14 protein-coding genes are annotated in these 16,763 nt (G+C 72.6%); 8 read left to right on the top strand and 6 right to left on the bottom strand.

All coding sequences use genetic code 11. The annotated features are described in order from the left end of the window. The first annotated feature begins 45 nt into the window (after positions 1-45). Positions 46-648, top strand: a complete 603-nt coding sequence (locus DSM104299_RS09485; protein ID WP_272477055.1) for a PilZ domain-containing protein — start codon at positions 46-48, stop codon at positions 646-648. A 32-nt stretch (positions 649-680) separates the two neighbouring features. Here the strand turns inward: DSM104299_RS09485 and mobA are convergent, their stop codons facing one another. Next, on the bottom strand, positions 681-1,277 hold the full coding sequence (mobA, locus tag DSM104299_RS09480) for a molybdenum cofactor guanylyltransferase (protein ID WP_272477054.1): 597 nt from the start codon (positions 1,275-1,277) through the stop codon (positions 681-683). Between the two features lie 57 nt (positions 1,278-1,334). Here mobA and DSM104299_RS09475 point away from each other — a divergent pair, with 57 nt between their 5' ends. Both DSM104299_RS09475 and DSM104299_RS09470 read left to right on the top strand, forming a co-directional pair. Next, positions 1,335-1,898, top strand: a complete 564-nt coding sequence (locus DSM104299_RS09475; protein ID WP_272477053.1) for a hypothetical protein — start codon at positions 1,335-1,337, stop codon at positions 1,896-1,898. Positions 1,899-1,980: 82 nt separating this feature from the next. Further along, on the top strand, positions 1,981-2,922 hold the full coding sequence (locus DSM104299_RS09470; protein WP_272477052.1) for a diguanylate cyclase: 942 nt from the start codon (positions 1,981-1,983) through the stop codon (positions 2,920-2,922). On the opposite strand, the gene DSM104299_RS09465 is transcribed toward DSM104299_RS09470, so the two are convergent. The 4 genes from DSM104299_RS09465 to DSM104299_RS09450 all read right to left on the bottom strand — a co-directional run bounded on the left by DSM104299_RS09465 (position 2,919) and on the right by DSM104299_RS09450 (position 10,937). Further along, a complete protein-coding gene (locus DSM104299_RS09465) occupies positions 2,919-3,488 on the bottom strand; it encodes an NUDIX domain-containing protein (RefSeq protein WP_272477051.1) in 570 nt (189 codons plus the stop codon). The genes DSM104299_RS09470 and DSM104299_RS09465 overlap by 4 nt on opposite strands. Then, positions 3,485-8,293 carry an NAD-glutamate dehydrogenase gene (locus tag DSM104299_RS09460; protein ID WP_272477050.1) on the bottom strand — a complete coding sequence of 1,603 codons (4,809 nt, stop codon included), beginning with the start codon at positions 8,291-8,293 and terminating at the stop codon, positions 3,485-3,487. Before DSM104299_RS09460 ends, DSM104299_RS09465 begins: the two co-directional genes overlap by 4 nt. A gap of 145 nt (positions 8,294-8,438) precedes the next feature. Then, the gene (locus DSM104299_RS09455; protein ID WP_272477049.1) at positions 8,439-10,238 is read right to left on the bottom strand and encodes a phosphoenolpyruvate carboxykinase (GTP); all 1,800 of its coding nucleotides are present in this window, start codon (positions 10,236-10,238) and stop codon (positions 8,439-8,441) included. Between the two features lie 174 nt (positions 10,239-10,412). Continuing rightward, positions 10,413-10,937, bottom strand: a complete 525-nt coding sequence (locus DSM104299_RS09450) for a MaoC family dehydratase (RefSeq protein ID WP_272477048.1) — start codon at positions 10,935-10,937, stop codon at positions 10,413-10,415. Positions 10,938-11,043: 106 nt separating this feature from the next. Between DSM104299_RS09450 and DSM104299_RS09445 the strand changes: the two genes are divergently transcribed. Beyond that, entirely contained in the window at positions 11,044-12,537 is a 1,494-nt protein-coding gene (locus tag DSM104299_RS09445) for a serine protease (protein WP_272477047.1), read from the top strand. Between the two features lie 42 nt (positions 12,538-12,579). Continuing rightward, the gene (locus tag DSM104299_RS09440) at positions 12,580-13,644 is read left to right on the top strand and encodes an HpcH/HpaI aldolase/citrate lyase family protein (RefSeq protein ID WP_272477046.1); all 1,065 of its coding nucleotides are present in this window, start codon (positions 12,580-12,582) and stop codon (positions 13,642-13,644) included. Here the strand turns inward: DSM104299_RS09440 and DSM104299_RS09435 are convergent. Further along, positions 13,641-14,204 (bottom strand): hypothetical protein, encoded by a 564-nt coding sequence (locus DSM104299_RS09435; RefSeq protein ID WP_272477045.1) that lies wholly within the window; start codon positions 14,202-14,204, stop codon positions 13,641-13,643. The two genes, DSM104299_RS09440 and DSM104299_RS09435, sit on opposite strands and share 4 nt — an antisense overlap. 79 nt (positions 14,205-14,283) lie before the next feature. Here DSM104299_RS09435 and DSM104299_RS09430 point away from each other — a divergent pair, with 79 nt between their 5' ends. Genes DSM104299_RS09430 through DSM104299_RS09420 form a run of 3 tightly spaced genes read left to right on the top strand, consistent with a single transcriptional unit; the run spans position 14,284 to position 16,657 of the window. Continuing rightward, positions 14,284-15,495, top strand: a complete 1,212-nt coding sequence (locus DSM104299_RS09430) for an ATP-grasp domain-containing protein (protein ID WP_272477044.1) — start codon at positions 14,284-14,286, stop codon at positions 15,493-15,495. Next, the gene (locus DSM104299_RS09425) at positions 15,495-16,418 is read left to right on the top strand and encodes a succinate--CoA ligase subunit alpha (RefSeq protein WP_272477043.1); all 924 of its coding nucleotides are present in this window, start codon (positions 15,495-15,497) and stop codon (positions 16,416-16,418) included. The genes DSM104299_RS09430 and DSM104299_RS09425 overlap by 1 nt, the downstream gene beginning before the upstream one ends. Next, positions 16,415-16,657: a hypothetical protein gene (locus tag DSM104299_RS09420; RefSeq protein WP_272477042.1), complete on the top strand. Its 243-nt coding sequence runs from the start codon at positions 16,415-16,417 to the stop codon at positions 16,655-16,657. Before DSM104299_RS09425 ends, DSM104299_RS09420 begins: the two co-directional genes overlap by 4 nt. The last annotated feature ends 106 nt before the right edge of the window (positions 16,658-16,763 follow it).

Here is a 16,763-nt window from a genome sequence, read left to right as displayed (position 1 = left end):
GATCTTGCAGGTCAAGCGCGGCGGCGGCCGGCCGATCACGGTGATGTGGAGGTCCTGCTCGAACGCCACGTCCCGGTCGACATCACCCTCGATGGCGGCTGGCACCTGACGGCGCAGGTGACCTCCGTCGGCCGCGACCACGTCGACCTCGGCCCGCTCGACCAGCCGCTGCGCCTGCCCGCCCACCTGCGCTGGTGCGGCGCGACGATCGCCTGGAAGACGCGGATCGGCGCCGCGCACCGCCGCGGGATCCTCGTCCACGGCGCGCAGGACGGCCAGCTGCGCCTGCATCCGGTCGGCGACCCGTTGAAGGTCCAGCGCCGCCAGTTCGTCCGCGTCCCGGCCGAGCTGTCGACGGCCGTCATCGCGCCGGACAAGCGCCTGACGACCCGCACGCTCGACGTGTCGGTCGGCGGCATGCTCGTCGCGCCGGCCGACACGCTGACGCTCGACGACACCGTCCGCTTCGCGCTCGACCTCGGCGCCATCACGATCTCCGGCGACGGCCGCGTCGTCCGCGGCACCGCGGAGGGCGCCCGCGGCATCCTGTTCTGCGACCTCCAGGGCCGGGCCGAGCGCCAGCTCTCGCACTACGTCGCGCAGCGTCAGCGCGAGCTCATCGCGGGCTCACGTCCCACGCGAGCATGACCCCGCCGCAGCCGCAGCCGCGCCGCCAGGCGCTAGCTCGTGGCGAGGAGAACCGACGCCTGGAGCAGATCCTCCGGCGCGTTGACGTTGTAGAACGCGGTCGGATCCAGGCCGTCGACCTCGCGCACGCCGAGCGACTCCACCACCGCGGTGGCGCGGGCGTCCGGCGCGAAGCTCGCCAGCCCCGCCGCCGCGCGCGGCGTGTACAGCGCGCAGAGCGGCATCAGCCGCCCGTAGATGCGCGGCACCACGACGGCCGCGTCGCCCGGGTCGGTGGCGGCGATCGCCCGCAGCGTCGCCGCGTCCATGAGCGGCAGGTCGACCGCCACGACCAGGACCGGGCGGCCCGTCGCCAGCCGCAGCGCGTGCGCGACGCCGGCCAGCGGGTGGCGCGGCTCGTCGGGCTCGACCCACAGGTCGGCGATCCCGCCCAGCGGCGGCACGATCGTGTCGCGCTTGGCGACGACCGCGACGTCGTCGCAGACCTCGTGCAGCGCCTCCAGCACGTACAGGATGAGCGCCCGGCCCTCGAGCTCGACGATCGCCTTGTCGCCGCCCAGGCGGCGTCCGCGACCCCCGGCGAGGACGACGCCGACGGGTGACGCGAGGCTCTTGGCGGCGGCCGCCATGACCGCGCGACCCTACCGCCCCGGCCGGCGCTTACGGAACTTCTATCCTGAGCGGCCATGGGAGATCTGATGGGCGCTCACCCCTGGCTGCGGTGCTACCGCTGCTGGTCGCAGGACCTCGAGGTGCAGGTGCACTACGAGGGCATCCACCGCATCGACCCGCAGACCGGCGAGCGCGCCGACGTCGTCGACGAGCTGCAGGAGGCCGTCGTGCAGTGCCTGGAGTGCATGCACGACCAGCCGCACCTGACGTTCGCCAACGGCCGCGTCGAGGCGGTCGAAGACCGCTGGGAGCGCATGATCGCCGGCACGCCGTGGGTGGCGTCCTGCACCGTGACGGTCGACGCCGACGACGTCGAGACGTGCTCCGGCCCCGAGGCGGGGGACGCGCTCTCCTACGCCGCGTTCGGCGACCACGGCACGCGTGAGTTCTTCACGCACGTCCGCTTCCACAAGCACGAGGACGCCAACCGGATCGTCGTCCACCTGCTCGTCGAGCTCTACGCGCGCAACATCGAGGAGGCCACCGAGGTGCTCGAGGTGGCCGCGCGCGGCCACCTGACGATCACGTCGCTGGCCGAGGAGTCCCGGCCGCCCGCCGCGGCCGAGGATCGCCACTGACCCGGCGGCCACTGGACCCTCCCTCGATTCGGGGGCCCCAAAGCTCCAGAACCAGGCACTTCGTGCCGAACATCGTAGGCGAATGGAGTCCGCGTCCCGCATCCTCGTCGCTGAGGACTCCGCCCTGCTGCGGCGGATGATCGGCGACGTCCTGAGGGCCACCGGCTACACGGTGCTGGAGGCGGCCGACGGCGCCTCCGCGCTGCACAGGGCGCGGACCGAGGACCCGTCCGTGCTGCTGATGGCGCGCGAGATGGAGGGCATGGACGGGCTCGCCGTGCTCGACGCGCTGCGCGCCGACCCGCACACCGCCGACGTGCCCGTCGTGTTCGTCACCGGCCACACCGACGCGCGCGACCTGGCCGAGGGCCTGGAGCGCGGCGCCCACGACTACGTCCGCAAGCCCGTCGACCCGGTGGAGCTCGTCGCCCGGATCCGGACCGCGCTGCGCCTGCGCACGCTGCACGACGAGCTCGCGCGCCGCAACGCCGAGCTCGAGCAGCTCGCGCGCACCGACGTCCTGACCGGCCTGGCCAACCGCCGCCACGCCGACGACGTGCTGCGCGCGACGATCGCCAGCGCCCGCCGCCACCGCCGGACGCTGAGCGCCGTGCTCGTCGACGTCGACCGCTTCAAGGCCGTCAACGACCTCCACGGCCACGCCGCCGGCGACGCCGTGCTGCGCGAGATCGCCGTGCGCCTGGCCGCCGGCCTGCGCGAGGAGGACCTCGCGGCGCGCTGGGGCGGCGAGGAGTTCCTGCTGCTGCTGCCCGACTCACCGGACGCGGGCGGCGTCTGCGAGCGCCTGCGCGAGGCCGTCGCCGAGCGCCCGGTCAACGTCCACGGCCTGCTCGAGCTCGACGTGTCGGCCTCCTTCGGCTGGGCGCCGTGGACGGGCGAGGAGACCGGCGAGGCGCTGATCGGCCGCGCCGACGTCGCGCTCTACGCGGCCAAGAACGGCGGCCGCGACCGCGTCGTAGCGGCCAAGCCGGTGGTGGTGCGCGGCGTCGCCGACGCCGCCTAGCCGCGCAGCAGCCCGGCCAGCCCCAGCGCCGCGACCGAGCCCGAGTCCGCGATCTGGCCGGAGGTGACCATGCCGGCCACGTCGTCGACGCGATGGCGGCCGACGACGAGGCCCTGCTCGGTCTCCTCCAGCGCCTGCTCGCCCTGCGTCAGGTCGGTCGCCAGCCACACGTCGAAGGACTGGTCCGACATCCCGTAGGCGAAGTACAGCCGCGCCAGGCGCTCGATCCGACCCGCGCGCAGCCCGGTCTCCTCGGCCAGCTCGCCGCGGGCGACGTCCTCGGCCGCCGCGTCGGGCGCGTGGTGCCAGGCGCCCTGGGGCACCTCCCAGAACCGCGCCTGCACCGGATGGCGCCACTGCTGGACCAGCCACACCCAGTCGCCGTCGCGCGCGACGATCGCCGCCGCCGGCGGCTTCTCGATCACCGCGTACAGCCCCGGCCGGCCGTCGGGGAGGAGCGTCTCGTCCTCCCGCACGCGCATCCAGTGGTTCTCGTAGACGGTGCGCGACGCCGTCACGCGCAGCTGACCCGGATCCCGCGGGTGGGCGGGCCCGTTCTCGGTCACCCCGCCAATCCTCGCAGGTGCCGGATCGCGAGCGTCAGGCCGGCGAGGTCGCCGTCGCCCTCCATCCGCAGCGCCCGCGCGACCGCGGTCAGCCGGCGGCGCGGCGCCTCGCGCGCCTCCAGGAACGCCTCGACCGCCTCGGCCGGCGCCGCGTCCGGCGCCTCCTCCAGCGCCTTCTGCGACAGGACCCGGCGCGCGTCGAGCACGTCGTCGAGCAGCGCCTGCTGCGCCCAGCGCTGGACGCGCGTCGCGGCCGGCAGCGCCAGCACCTCCAGCTCCAGCCACTCCAGCCCCAGCCGCTCGCCGAGGTCGAAGAACGTGGCGGCGACCTCGACGACGTCGCGCTCGGTCGCACCGGCGACGAAGACGATGTCCGGCGCGTGGCGCAGCGCGCGCTGGAAGGCGTGGCGGCGCGCGATGGGGTCGGGCACGCCCGTGTCGGCCAGCTCGACCGCGACCCGCTCGTGCTCCTCGCGCCACGCGTCGGAGCGCAGGTTCGGCAGCGCCTCGGCGAGCGTGACGAACGCGTCGCCGGCGGCGGCGACCGTCGCCTCGACGTCGGCGCCCGGCGCGTGCAGCAGGTACCAGCGGGCGACGCCGGCGACGAGATCGTCGACGCCGTCGAGCAGGAGCCACGCGGTGTCGGCGTCGAGCTGCTGCACGACGCCCTCGATCTCCAGCCAGCGCTGCGTCGCGCCGGTGACCTCGCGCGCGATCCGGAACGCGCGGACGACCTCGGCCGGCTCGGCGCCCAGCTCGCCGGTCAGGCCGGACACGAACGTCGGGCCGAGCGCGTCGACCACGTCGTTGGCGGCGAGCGTCGCGACCAGCTCGCGCCGCAGCGGGTGCTCGCCGATCAGGTGCCCGAACTGAGCGACGACCGGCTGCGGGAAGTACGTGCGGACGTCATGGTCGAAGGCCGCCTCGTCGGGCAGGTCGGACTCCAGCAGCGCGTCGGTCAGCAGCCGCTTGGCGTAGGCCACCAGCACCGACAGCTCGGGCCGGACCAGCCCGCGCCCGCTGCGCCGGCGCTCGGCCATCTCGTCTGACCCCGGCAGCGCCTCGTCGCGGCGGCGCAGGATCTTCGCACCCTCCAGCGCGGCCATCAGGTCCTCGTAGGCGAAGACCCGCGTGGCCGACGAGCGCACCTCCTGCGACAGGATCTGCGCCTGCAGGAACGAGTCATACAACACGTGTTGTACGACATCCTCGGTGACCTCGGCCAGCAGGTCGTCGCGGTCCTCGCGGTCCAGCTCGCCGCGGCGCACCGCGAGGTCGAGCAGGATCTTCAGGTTGACCTCGTGGTCGGAGCAGTCGACGCCGGCGGAGTTGTCGATGAAGTCGGCGTTGATCAGCCCGCCGTCGCCGCCGTGGCCGCCGACCGACGCGTACTCGATCCGCGCGCGCTGGGTGAAGCCGAGGTTCCCGCCCTCCCCCACGACCCGTGCGCGCACCTCGCGGCCGTCCACGCGGATCGCGTCGCTGGAGCGGTCGCGCGCTTCGGCGTCGGACTCGGTCGAGGCCTTGACGACCGTCCCGATCCCACCGTTCCACAGCAGGTCGACGGGCGCGCGCAGGATCGCGCGGATGAGGTCGGTCGGCGCCAGCGCCTCGTCCTCGACGTCCAGGGCGCGGCGGATCTGCGGCGTCAGCGGGATCCGCTTGGCGTTGCGGCTGAAGACGCCGCCGCCGTCGGAGAGCACGTCGCGCGAGTAGTCGTCCCACGACGACCCGCTCATCTGGAACAGCCGCTCGCGCTCGCCGAACGAGCGCTCCGGGTCCGGATCGGGGTCGAGGAAGACGTGGCGGTGGTCGTAGGCCGCGACGAGCTTGAGCGACCGCGACAACAACATGCCGTTGCCGAACACGTCGCCCGACATGTCGCCGACGCCGACGGTCCGGACCACGTCGCGCTCGGGGTCGACGCCGACCTCGCGGAAGTGGCGCTTGACCGACTCCCACGCGCCCTTCGCGGTGATCCCGAGACCCTTGTGGTCGTAGCCGGTCGAGCCGCCCGACGCGAACGCGTCGCCCAGCCAGAACCCGCGCCGCATCGCGACGGCGTTGGCCGTGTCGCTGAACGTCGCGGTGCCCTTGTCGGCGGCGACGACGAAGTAGGAGTCCTGCTCGTCGTGGACGCGCACGCCGGACGGCGAGACCGTCGCGCCGTCGTCGGCGAGGTCGTCGGTGACGTCGAGCAGCGCCTCGATGTAGCGCACGTACTGGCGCTTGACCTCGGTGCGCAGCTTGGCCGGGTCGTCGGGCCGGTCCTTGAGGAAGAACCCGCCCTTGGCGCCGGCCGGGACGATGACCGCGTTCTTGGTCATCTGCGCGCGCATCAGCCCGAAGACCTCGGTGCGGTAGTCCATCCGGTCCGACCAGCGAATGCCGCCGCGGGCGATCCTGCCGCCGCGCAGGTGGATGCCCTCCATGTCGGGCGCGTAGACGTAGATCTCGAACAGCGGCGCGGGCTGCGGGATCGCCGGGACCTCGGCGGAGCGCAGCTTGAAGGCCATCGCGTCGCGGCCGTCCTTGAAGACGTTGGTCCGGACCGTCGCGTCGATCAGCCCGAGCTGGTTGCGCAGGATCCGGTCGTGGTCGAGCAGCGCGACGTCGTCGAGGTTGGCGCGGATCTCCTCGCGCAGCGCCGCCTCGGCGGCGTCGTCGCCGCCGCGATCGTCGGTCGCGAAGCGCAGCTCGAACAGCCGGATCTGCTTGGCGGTGATCTCCGGGTTGGCGGCGATCACGTCGTTCTGGAAGGACTCCGTGTAGCGCGAGCCGATGCGCTGGCGGTAGCGGCGGTAGGCGCGCAGAACCTGGACCTGCGGCCACCGCAGGCCCCCGCTGACGACCAGGCGGTTCAGCGAGTCGCTCTCGGTCTCGCCGCGCCAGACGGCCTCCAGCGACTCGGCGACGCGCCCGGCGACGTCGCCCAGCGCCAGCGGCCGGTCGCCTTCGCCGAGCACCCCGAAGGCCTGCAGCCACAGCTCGTCGTCGCCGTGCAGGCGCGCCGGGACCTCCTCGATGACGCGCAGCCCCAGGTGCTCCAGCATCGGCGTCGCCTGCGACAGCTCGATCTTCGGCCCGCGGCGGTAGAAGGCCACGCGCGTGCGGCGCGTGAGCCCGTTCCCACCCGCCCCGCGCTCGTCCTGGAGCCCCACCAGGAAGCCGGCGCGGCCGGTCGCCAGCGCCTCGAAGCGGTCGACGTCCTCGGCGGCGACGAGCGGCTCGACCGCCGCGCGGTAGGACTCCGGCAGGCGCTTGAGCCAGCGCGCGGCGAGCATCCGGCCGCGCTCGGCGCCGTGGCGGTGCACGAGCGCGGCGCCGACGCGGTCGCGCCACGTGCGCGCCTCCAGCACCAGCCGGCGCTCGAGCTCGCCGACGTCGACGTCGGGCAGCCCGCCGCCCGCCCGGACGGTCAGGTGCAGGGTGACGCGGTCGTCCTCGCCGAAGACCTCGTGCTGCTCGACGACCTCGGTGCCGTAGGCGGAGGCGACCATCCCGCGCAGCCGCTCGCGCAGCGTCGCGCTGTAGCGCTCGCGCGGCAGCGCGGCCACCAGCGCCGCGCCGCGCCCGTCGCGGGAGCGGCGGCCCAGGAGCCGGACCTCGTCGGCGCGCAGCGACAGCAGCGCCGCGATCTGGGTCCGCAGGTCCTCGACCGGCGCGCCGAACAGCTCGCCCTTGGGGAAGCCGTCGAAGAGCGCGATCGCGGCCTTGGAGTCGTGCGAGCCGTCGATCAGGTCCTCGGCGTCGAGGATCCGGCGCAGCTTGTCGCGCAGCAGCGGCGTGGTCGACGCCGGCTCGGCATACGCGCGCGAGGTGAACAACCCCAACAACCGCGCCTCGGCGACGACGTGGCCCTCGGCGTCGAAGCGGCGGGCGATCAGCACGTTCATCGGCTCGCGCCGGTGCACGGGCGACAGCGCGTGGGTCTTGGTGATCTCCAGGACCGTCGCGCCGCTGTCGGCCTCCGGGTTGGCCGCCGGCGGGTCGTGGGCCAGGACGCGCAGCTCGCCGGCCTCCCGCGCGTCGCGCAGCAGGCCGAGGCCGCTGCCGTCCACGCCCCGCAGCCGGCCGTCGGCGTCCCGCTCGTCCTCGTGGAAGCCGAGGAAGACGAAGTGGTGCTCGCCGACCCAGCGCAGGAACGCGGTCAGCTCCTCGGGGTCGGCGTCCTCGTGGTCGCGCACGCGGTCCTGGCCGGCGACGACGATCTGGGCGAGGCGGTCCAGCGCGGCTTCGAGGTGGCCGAAGTCGTCGACGATCGCGCGGACGGTCGCCAGCACGTGGCGCGCGGCGTCCTCGAGGTCGGCGAGCTCCTCGGGCGCCATCCGGCGGTCGAGCTCGAAGTGCATGACCGACTCGCGCGGCGCGTCGCGCGGGTGCTCGATCGACGCGATGGCGCCGTGCGCGTCCCGCTTGACGCCGACGATCGGATGCGTGACGCGCACGACCCGCAGCCCGCGCGCGACCAGCTCCGCGTTGATCGAGTCCACCAGGAACGGCAGGTCGTCGGTGTTGGTCTCCAGCACCGAGCCGTGCGTCTCGTAGCCGTGCTCGGCGCGGGTGGGCGTGAACGCGCGGACGCCCGCGATCGCGCCGTCGCGCGCGTCGGCCAGCCCGAACGCGCCGCGGACCTCGGCGAGCAGCGTCTCGGCGTCCTCGCCGGCGTCGTCGAGCGCGGCGTTGGCGCCCGGCGCGCGGCGCAGGTACGCGGCGGCGAAGCGCGCGAGCGTCTCCCCCTCGCGCTCGCGGGCGAGGGCGACCACCGCGTCGGCGACCCCGGCCGACTCCTCCTGAACGGACACGTGGAGAACCTACCCCGCCGGCCGGCCGCAGAACGTCCGAAGGGCGCCGCGCCGGCGGGCCGACCTGTCGCAAGCGACGTCCGGCCCGCAGACGGCGCGGGATCGCCCGGAGGGCGATCCCGCGATGCCTAGGCGAGGCCGGGCGTCAGGTGCCCAGGCGCTGCTCGAGCGCCTCGAACTGCGCGCGCACCGGCGCGGGCAGGTCGTCGCCGAACTTCGCCAGGTGCTCCTTGACCTGGGGCAGCTCGTCGCGCAGCGCGGCGACGTCGACCGACAGGACCTCGGCCAGCGCCTCGTCGGTGATGTCGAGGCCCGCGACGTCCAGGTCGCCCTGCTTGGGCACGAGGCCGATCGGCGTCTCGTCGGCGTCGACCTTGCCCTCGACGCGGCGGAAGACCCACTCCAGCACGCGGGAGTTGTCGCCGAAGCCCGGCCACAGGAACTTGCCGTCGGCGCCCTTGCGGAACCAGTTGACGTAGAAGATCCGCGGCGGCTTGGCCCCGGCCCGCTGGCCGATGTCCAGCCAGTGCTCGAAGTACGACGCCATGTTGTAGCCGCAGAACGGCAGCATCGCGAACGGGTCGAAGCGCAGCTGGCCGACCGTGCCGAACGCGGCCGCGGTCATCTCGGAGCTCATCGTCGCGCCGAGGAACACGCCGTGCTCCCAGTCGAACGCCTCACGGACCAGCGGGACCACCGACGCGCGGCGGCCGCCGAACAGGAACGCGTCGATCGGCACGCCGGCGGGGTCCTCCCACTCGGGGGCCATCGACGGGACCTGCGTCGCGGGGACGGTGAACCGCGAGTTCGGGTGGGCCGCCGGATGGTCGGCGTCCGGGGTCCAGTCCTCGCCGTGCCAGTCGACCAGGTGCTCGGGGACGTCCTTGGTCATCCCCTCCCACCACGTGTCGCCGTCGTCGGTGAGCGCCGTGTTGGTGTAGATCGCGCCCTTCTCGAGCGCGGCCATCGCGTTCGGCGTGTTGGCGTAGCCGGTGCCCGGCGCGACGCCGAAGAAGCCGTACTCCGGGTTGATCGCCCGCAGGCGGCCCTCGTCGTCGTACTTCATCCAGGCGATGTCGTCGCCGATCGTCTCGACCTTCCAGCCCTCGATGGTCGGGACCATCAGCGCGAGGTTGGTCTTGCCGCACGCGCTCGGGAAGGCGCCCGTGACGAACTTGACCTCGCCCTCGGGCGACGTGAGCTTGAGGATGAGCATGTGCTCGGCCATCCAGCCCTCGTCGCGGGCCATGATCGACGCGATCCGCAGCGCGAAGCACTTCTTGCCCAGCAGCGCGTTGCCGCCGTAGCCCGAGCCGTAGGACCAGATCTCACGGCTCTCGGGGTAGTGGACGATGTACTTGACCTCGGCGTTGGTGGGCCACGGCACGTCCTCCTCGCCGTCGGCCAGCGGTGCGCCGATCGAGTGGACGCACGGGACGAAGTCGCCTTCGGCGCCCAGGACGTCGAGGGCGCCGGTGCCCATGCGGGTCATGATCCGCATCGAGACGACGACGTAGGGCGAATCGGTGATCTCGACGCCGACGTGCGACTTGTCGGAGCCCAGCGGGCCCATCGAGAACGGGACGACGTACATGGTGCGTCCGCGCATGCAGCCCGAGAACAGGTCGTTCATCGTGCCGCGCATCTCGGCCGGCGCCCGCCAGTTGTTGGTCGGGCCCGCGTCCTGCTCGTCCTCGGAGCAGATGAAGGTGCGGTCCTCGACGCGAGCGACGTCGCTCGGGTCCGACCACGCCAGGTAGGAGTTCGGCCGCTTGGCGTCGCTGAGGCGCTTGAACGTCCCAGCATCCACGAGCTGCTGGCAGAGGCGGTCGTACTCCTCCGCCGAGCCATCACACCAGTGGATCTCGTCGGGCTGGGTCAGGGTGGCGATCTCCTCCACCCACGCCGTCAGCCTGGCGTTCTTCGTCGGAACCGTGATGCTCACGTCACTTCCTCGGTATTCGGATTCAAGGAGGCGGGCGAAAGGGGACGACGGCCCACCTCGGTACGCATTCCAGAAAGCTACCCGGTCGGGCTACCGGAAGACGTCAGGTCTTGCTGAACCAATGGTGGGTCTGTAGCGACGGTTGGGGGGAGTTCACCCCCCAACCGTCGGGTGCTAGGCCGCGTCGCCCGGCGTCTTGCGCGGGACGAGCACGAGGCGCTTGAACTCGGCGACGAGCGTGCCGTCCTGGTTGAAGACGCGCGTGTGGACCTTGACCGTGCCGCGGTCCAGCTTGGAGCGCGACTCCTTCTTCTCCAGGACCTCGGACTCGACGAAGAGCGTGTCGCCGTGGAAGACGGGCGCCGGGTGCGAGAGCTCCTCGGTGGCGAGGTTCGCGATGGCCTTGCCCGAGACGTCGGAGACGCTCATGCCCAGCGCGAGGCTGTAGACGAGCGGGCCGACCACGACGTTGCGGCCCTGCTGGCTCTTGCCCGCGTACACGTCGTTGATGTGCAGCGGGTGGTGGTTCATCGTGATGAGGCAGAAGAGGTGGTCGTCGGACTCGGTGACCGTCTTCGCGGGCCAGTGCTTGTAGACCGCCCCGACCTCGAACTCCTCGAGGTAGCGGCCGTAGGCGTGCGCGCCGGTGGCCTCGCGCGCCCGCTGGTCGGTGGTGAAGTCGGTGGTCTCAGCTGCCATCTCGTTGTCTCCTCAAGAGGTCTCGGTACGACGTCAGGACCGGGAAGGATGCCAGGGATCGCACGTCCGTTGACTCGTCAGTCAACGGACGGCAGAGTGTTGGCTCGTGCGCCCCACCCGTCTGCCGCTCGTCGTCGTCCTCGCCCTGCTCGCGCTCGCGCCGGCCGCCTCGGCCCAGCAGCGCATCGTGGGCGGCCACACCGCGCCGGCCGGGTCGTGGCCGTCGCTCGTCGGCCTCGTGTCGACCGCGAGCTCGCCCCGCGACGACTTCGGCGACCAGTTCTGCGGCGGGACGCTCGTAGCGCCGCAGTGGGTCCTGACCGCGACCCATTGCATCGAGGCCAAGACCGCGAGCCAGGTCGCGGTGCTGCTGAACACCAAGCGCCTGGACGACACGGGGACGCGCGTCGCCGTCGCCGCGATCCACCCCAACCCGGCCTACGTCCACGCGACGACCGAGAACGACACGGCCCTGCTCGAGCTCGCCACGCCGCAGACGCTGCCGCTGATGCCCATCACGGTCCCGGCGCTCGGCGGGCTGTGGGCGGCCGGCCGGACCGCGCAGGCCGCCGGCTGGGGCGACACCGACCCGGGCCCGAGCGGCCCGAGCTACCCGCTGGACCTGATGGAGGTGTCGCTGCCGCTGGTGAGCGACGCGGCCTGCGGCGCCGCCTACCCCGCGACGTTCCGCCCGGCGGTGGAGCTCTGCGCGGGCGACACGGTGGCCGGCGGCATCGACACCTGCCAGGGCGACAGCGGCGGCCCGCTGGTCGTCGCCGACGCGGCCGGCCACGCCGTGCAGGTCGGCGACACGAGCTACGGCGCAGGCTGCGCCGAGGCGGCCCACCCGGGCGTCTACGGCGAGGTCGCGGCCATGCGGAGCTTCATCGACGGGGTGATCGGCTGGGCGACGGACGCGACGGTCGACGCGCCCGCGCTGACGTTCACCCGCAGCGCCGCGGGCGGGCCGACCGACCCGCAGACCGTGACGCTGACGAGCACCGGCACCGCGCCGCTGTCGGTCACCGCCGCCCGCCTGACCGGCGCCGGCGCGGGCGACTTCGCGATCGTCGGCGACGGCTGCGCGCAGGTCGTCCTGCTGGCGGGCCAGACGTGCGCGGTGGCCGTGCGGGCCGTGCCGACCGGGGCCGGCGACAGCGCCGCGACGCTCGCGCTCGACGGCGACGGCGCGGCGGGCACCAAGTTGGTGGCCTTGAACGCGCCGGCGCCGCCGCCGGCTCCAGCGCAGCCGGTCACGCCGCCGCCCGCGGCGCCCGCGCCGGCCCCGGTCGCGACGCCGAAGCCGAAGGCCAAGGCCAAGGCGCCGACCGCGACGCTCTCCGCGCTCTCCCAGCACCGCCTCTCGGTCAGGCTCAGCGGCGCGGGCGCGGTCACGATCACGGTCACCCGCAAGGGCAGGACGCTCGCGACGGCGACCGCGACGTTCAAGCGGGCCGGAACCAAGACCATCACCTTGAAGCTCACGGCCGCGGGCAGGCGCGCGCTGGCCGGCGGGAAGCGCGTCAGGGCCAACGCGCTGGTGGTCGTGCGCGAGGGCGCCGTCAAGACGACGGCTTCGCGCACCCTGACCCTGCGTTGACTGGCGGGTCAACGCACGCCGATCTCGACTAGCGTTCCGGCCATGCGCAGCCCTCGAGACTTCTTCAAGCCGCTGGCCGTCGGCGCCCCCGATCCGGTCACCGAGATCCCGTTCCCGCCCTCGCGGATGATCCACTTCTTCGACGCGTCGAACGAGAAGATGGTCGCCAAGCTGCCCGACACGATCGCCAAGGCGGACATCGTGCTCGGCAACCTCGAGGACGCCGTGCCGGTCGACCGCAAGGAGGCCGCGCGCGAGGGCCTGGTCAAGGTCGGCAAGACCGTCGACCTGGGCGAGACGCAGCTGTGGACGCGGGTCAACTCGCTGGAGTCGCCGTGGGTCCTGGACGACCTGACGACGCTCGTCACCGAGATCGGCGACGTGCTCGACGTCATCATGGTCCCCAAGGTCGAGGGTCCGTGGGACATCCACTACGTCGACCGCCTGCTCGCCCAGCTCGAGGCGCGCGCCGGGGTCAAGCGCCCGATCCTGATCCACGCGCTGCTCGAGACCGCGCAGGGCGTCGCGCACCTGGAGGAGATCGCCGCGGCCTCTCCGCGCATGCAGGGCATGTCGTTCGGCCCGGCCGACCTCGCGGCGTCGCGCCGGATGAAGACCACGCGCGTCGGCGGCGGCCACCCGGGCTACGTGTCGATGAGCGACCCGGACCCGGCCAACCCGGACGCGCCGCGCATCACCGCCCAGCAGGACCCGTGGCACTACTCGATCGCGCGCATGGTCGACGCCTGCACGATGAACGGGCTGCTGCCGTTCTACGGGCCGTTCGGCGACATCAAGGACACGGTCGCCTGCGAGGCGCAGTTCCGCGCCGCGTTCCTGCTCGGCTGCGTCGGCGCCTGGTCGCTGCACCCGGTCCAGATCGACATCGCCAAGAAGGTCTTCTCGCCCGACCCGGCCGAGGTGCTGTTCGCCAAGAAGGTCCTCGAGGCGATCCCGGACGGCCGCGGCGTGCACATGATCGACGGCAAGATGCAGGACGACGCGACCTGGAAGCAGTGCAAGGTCATGGTCGACCTGGCCGAGCAGCTCGCCGCCAAGGACCCGGAGCTGGCCGAGGCCTACGGCTTCGCGCCGGCGACCGCCTAGGTCGTCGTCGCCGCCTGCTCGGCCCGCCGGCGCACCGCGCGCAGCAGGTCGTGGCGGATCAGGCCGCTGCCCGCGCGGATCGCCCACCAGTAGCGGCGGAACTTCCGGGCGGCGGCCGGGTCGGTGGGGTGCACGCGCGTCTCGGTCGTCAGGCGCGTGCGGCCTGCGGCGTGGCCGCCCAGCGACTCCAGGCCGAACGACAGCGCCATCAGCACGTAGCCCGGCTGGGCGAACGCCGTCACCGCCTCCACGTCGGCGACCGCCACGGTCGCCCCGCCGCGGGGGTGCCACGGCTGGCCGGCGGCCACGACGGCCAACGCGCGCGGCTCCTCGTCGATCACGACCGTGAAGCCGCGGGCGGTGAACGCCTGGAGGATCGGCCGCTGCGCCCCGCGCGAGCCGAGCCCGCGCAGCAGCGTCAGCACGCGCGTGACCGGCATCTCGGCGACGGTCACCTCGTGCAGCGCCGCCCACACCCGCTCCGGCGACGCCGACACGTCGACGGCGTGCACCTCGCTGTGGGCGAACTGCGGCAGCACGCGATCCAGAGGTGAGTCCATGGGGCGAGCATCCCACGGAGCGCCGCGACGTATAGGCTCCGGCGCCGCTGAACCTCCCCCTGACCGGAGGCGTATCGCCTTGAGATTCTTCGAGTACGAAGCCCGCGAGATCGTCAAGCGGGCCGGAATTCCCGTCACCGACTACGGATTCACGACCGACCCGCAGGAGGCGAAGGAGATCGCCGCCCGCATCGGCTCCAGCACCGTCATCAAGTCCCAGGTCCTCTCCGGAGGCCGCATGAAGGCCGGCGGCGTCAAGTTCGCCGACACGCCGGAGGAGGCCGAAGCGCACGCCAAGGACATCCTCCAGCTCGAGATCAACGGGCACATGCCGCGCGGCGTGCTCGTCGACCCGAAGGCCGAGTTCGAGCAGGAGTACTACGCCGGCGTCGTCTGGGACGGCACGCGCAAGCAGCCGGTGATGATCTTCTCGCCGATCGGCGGCATCGACATCGAGCAGGTCGCCGAGGAGCAGCCCGACAAGGTCGGGCGCCGCCACTTCTCGAACATCCTGCCCTTCGGCGACTTCGAGGCCAAGGAGGTCATCGCCTCCACCGGCGTGACCGGCAGCGCCCTCAACAAGCTGACGCCGATCCTCACGAAGCTGGCCAAGCTGTTCGTCGACAACGACATGACGCTGGCCGAGATCAACCCGCTGGCCCGCATGGCCGACGGGTCGTTCATCGCGCTCGATGCCCACATGGACATGGAGAACGAGGCCCGCGGCCGCCACAAGCAGCTGTTGAAGGACTTGGGCGTCGGCGACGACGAGACCCGCGAGGCGCGCGAGCCCACCGCGTTCGAGCTGGCCGGCGAGGCCGTCGACTCCCAGGACCATCGCGGCGTCGCGGGCAACGTCACCGAGTTCGACGGCAACCTCGGGTTGGTCATCGGCGCCGGCGGCGGCTCGCTGACGCTGTTCGACGCGGTCCGCAAGTACGGCGGCCGGCCCGCCAACTACTGCGAGATCGGCGGCAACCCGTCGGTGTCCAAGGCCAAGGGGTTGGCCAAGTTGGTGCTGTCGAAGCCGGGCGTCGACAAGATCGCCGTGATGATGTCGATCGTGTCGAACACGCGCGTGGACATCGTGGCGCGCGGCGTGATCGCCGCCTGCCTGGAGCTGGGCATGGACCCCGCCGAGAAGATCGCCATCTTCCGCATCCCGGGCGCCTGGGAGGAAGAGGGCTTCAAGATCCTCGAGAAGTACGGGGTCGAGTACGCCGACCGGTCGGTGTCGCTGCACGAGGCGGCGTCGCGCGCGGTCGAGAAGATCCAAGGAGCTGCGGCCTGATGTCGATCCTGGTTGACGCGGAGACGACGTTCATCGTCCAGGGCATCACCGGCCGCGAGGCCGTCAACCTCACGCGCGAGTGCCTGGACTACGGCGCCGGCGCCAAGGTCGTCGGCGGCGTGACGCCGGGCCGGCTGGGCCGTGAGGTCCACGGCGTGCCGGTGTTCGACACGGTCGCCCAGGCCGTGGCGCACCACGGCCGGCCGATCGACGGCTCGGTGGTGACCGTGCCGCCGGCGTTCACGAAGGACGCCGTCTTCGAGGCCATCGAGAACGGCATCAAGATCATCGTGATCGTCACCGAGCGCATCCCGCGCCGCGACGTCGCGCAGATGGTCGAGCTCGCCAACCTCCGCGGCGCGCGCATCATCGGCCCGAACTGCCTCGGGATCATCGTGCCCGACGTCATCAAGATGGGCGGCATCGGCGGCCCGGCGAAGGACGCGGCGAAGTCCTACAAGAAGGGCTCGATCGGCGTCATCTCGCGCAGCGGCGGCATGACGACCGAGATGTCGTCGACGCTCAGCGCCGCCGGCCTGGGGATCTCGACCGCGGTGTCGATCGGCGGCGACGCGATCATCGGCTCGACCTACGCCGAGCTGATGCCGCTGTTCGAGGCCGACGAGGAGACCGAGGGCATCGTCATCTACACCGAGCCCGGCGGCCGCATGGAGGCCGAGCTGGCGCGGTGGGTGACCGAGAACGACTCGCGGCTGCCGATCGTCGCGTTCATGGCCGGCCGGTTCATGGACGAGATGCCGGGCATGAGCTTCGGCCACGCCGGCACGATCGTGGAGGGCAAGGAGGACACCGCCACCGAGAAGATCGCGCGCCTCGCGGAGGCTGGGATCACGGTGGCCGAGGAGATCTCCGAGATCCCGGAGATCATGAAGGCCAAGCTCGCCGAGAGGAGCGCCGCATGAGAGTCGACGGAACGTTCATCGGAATCGACGTCGCCGACGCGATCGTCGACGACAGCGCCATCGCGGCGAAGCTCCGCGAGGTCTGCCCGGTCGACATCTACGGCGACGCCGAGGGCAAGGTCCAGATCGTCGAAGGCAACGTCGACGAATGCGTCCTCTGCCGCCTCTGCATCGACGCGACCTCCCCGGAGCAGGTGAAGGTCCTCAAGCTGTACGACAACGAAGCCTCGCTGGCCTAGCGTTTCCGACGGGCGCCCTCCGGGCGCCCGTCGTCGTTCCGCCGCGTTGTCCGCCGGGCCCGACCTCGGCGCCCGCCCATGGGGGAGAAACGTCCTCAGCGCTCTG

Source organism: Baekduia alba (assembly GCF_028416635.1).
Taxonomy (GTDB): domain Bacteria; phylum Actinomycetota; class Thermoleophilia; order Solirubrobacterales; family Solirubrobacteraceae; genus Baekduia; species Baekduia alba.
The sequence above is the reverse complement of the archived record's forward strand: the minus strand, read 5'-3'. Positions and strand labels throughout refer to the sequence as shown.

Excerpts from the sequence above, each read along its gene's own strand:
- mobA (WP_272477054.1), bottom strand. The coding sequence starts at position 1,277 with ATGGCGGCCGCCGCCAAGAGCCTCGCGTCACCCGTCGGCGTCGTCCTC.
- DSM104299_RS09475 (WP_272477053.1), top strand. The coding sequence starts at position 1,335 with ATGGGAGATCTGATGGGCGCTCACCCCTGGCTGCGGTGCTACCGCTGC.
- DSM104299_RS09470 (WP_272477052.1), top strand. The coding sequence starts at position 1,981 with ATGGAGTCCGCGTCCCGCATCCTCGTCGCTGAGGACTCCGCCCTGCTG.
- DSM104299_RS09450 (WP_272477048.1), bottom strand. The coding sequence starts at position 10,937 with ATGGCAGCTGAGACCACCGACTTCACCACCGACCAGCGGGCGCGCGAG.
- DSM104299_RS09440 (WP_272477046.1), top strand. The coding sequence starts at position 12,580 with ATGCGCAGCCCTCGAGACTTCTTCAAGCCGCTGGCCGTCGGCGCCCCC.
- DSM104299_RS09435 (WP_272477045.1), bottom strand. The coding sequence starts at position 14,204 with ATGGACTCACCTCTGGATCGCGTGCTGCCGCAGTTCGCCCACAGCGAG.
- DSM104299_RS09425 (WP_272477043.1), top strand. The coding sequence starts at position 15,495 with ATGTCGATCCTGGTTGACGCGGAGACGACGTTCATCGTCCAGGGCATC.
- DSM104299_RS09420 (WP_272477042.1), top strand. The coding sequence starts at position 16,415 with ATGAGAGTCGACGGAACGTTCATCGGAATCGACGTCGCCGACGCGATC.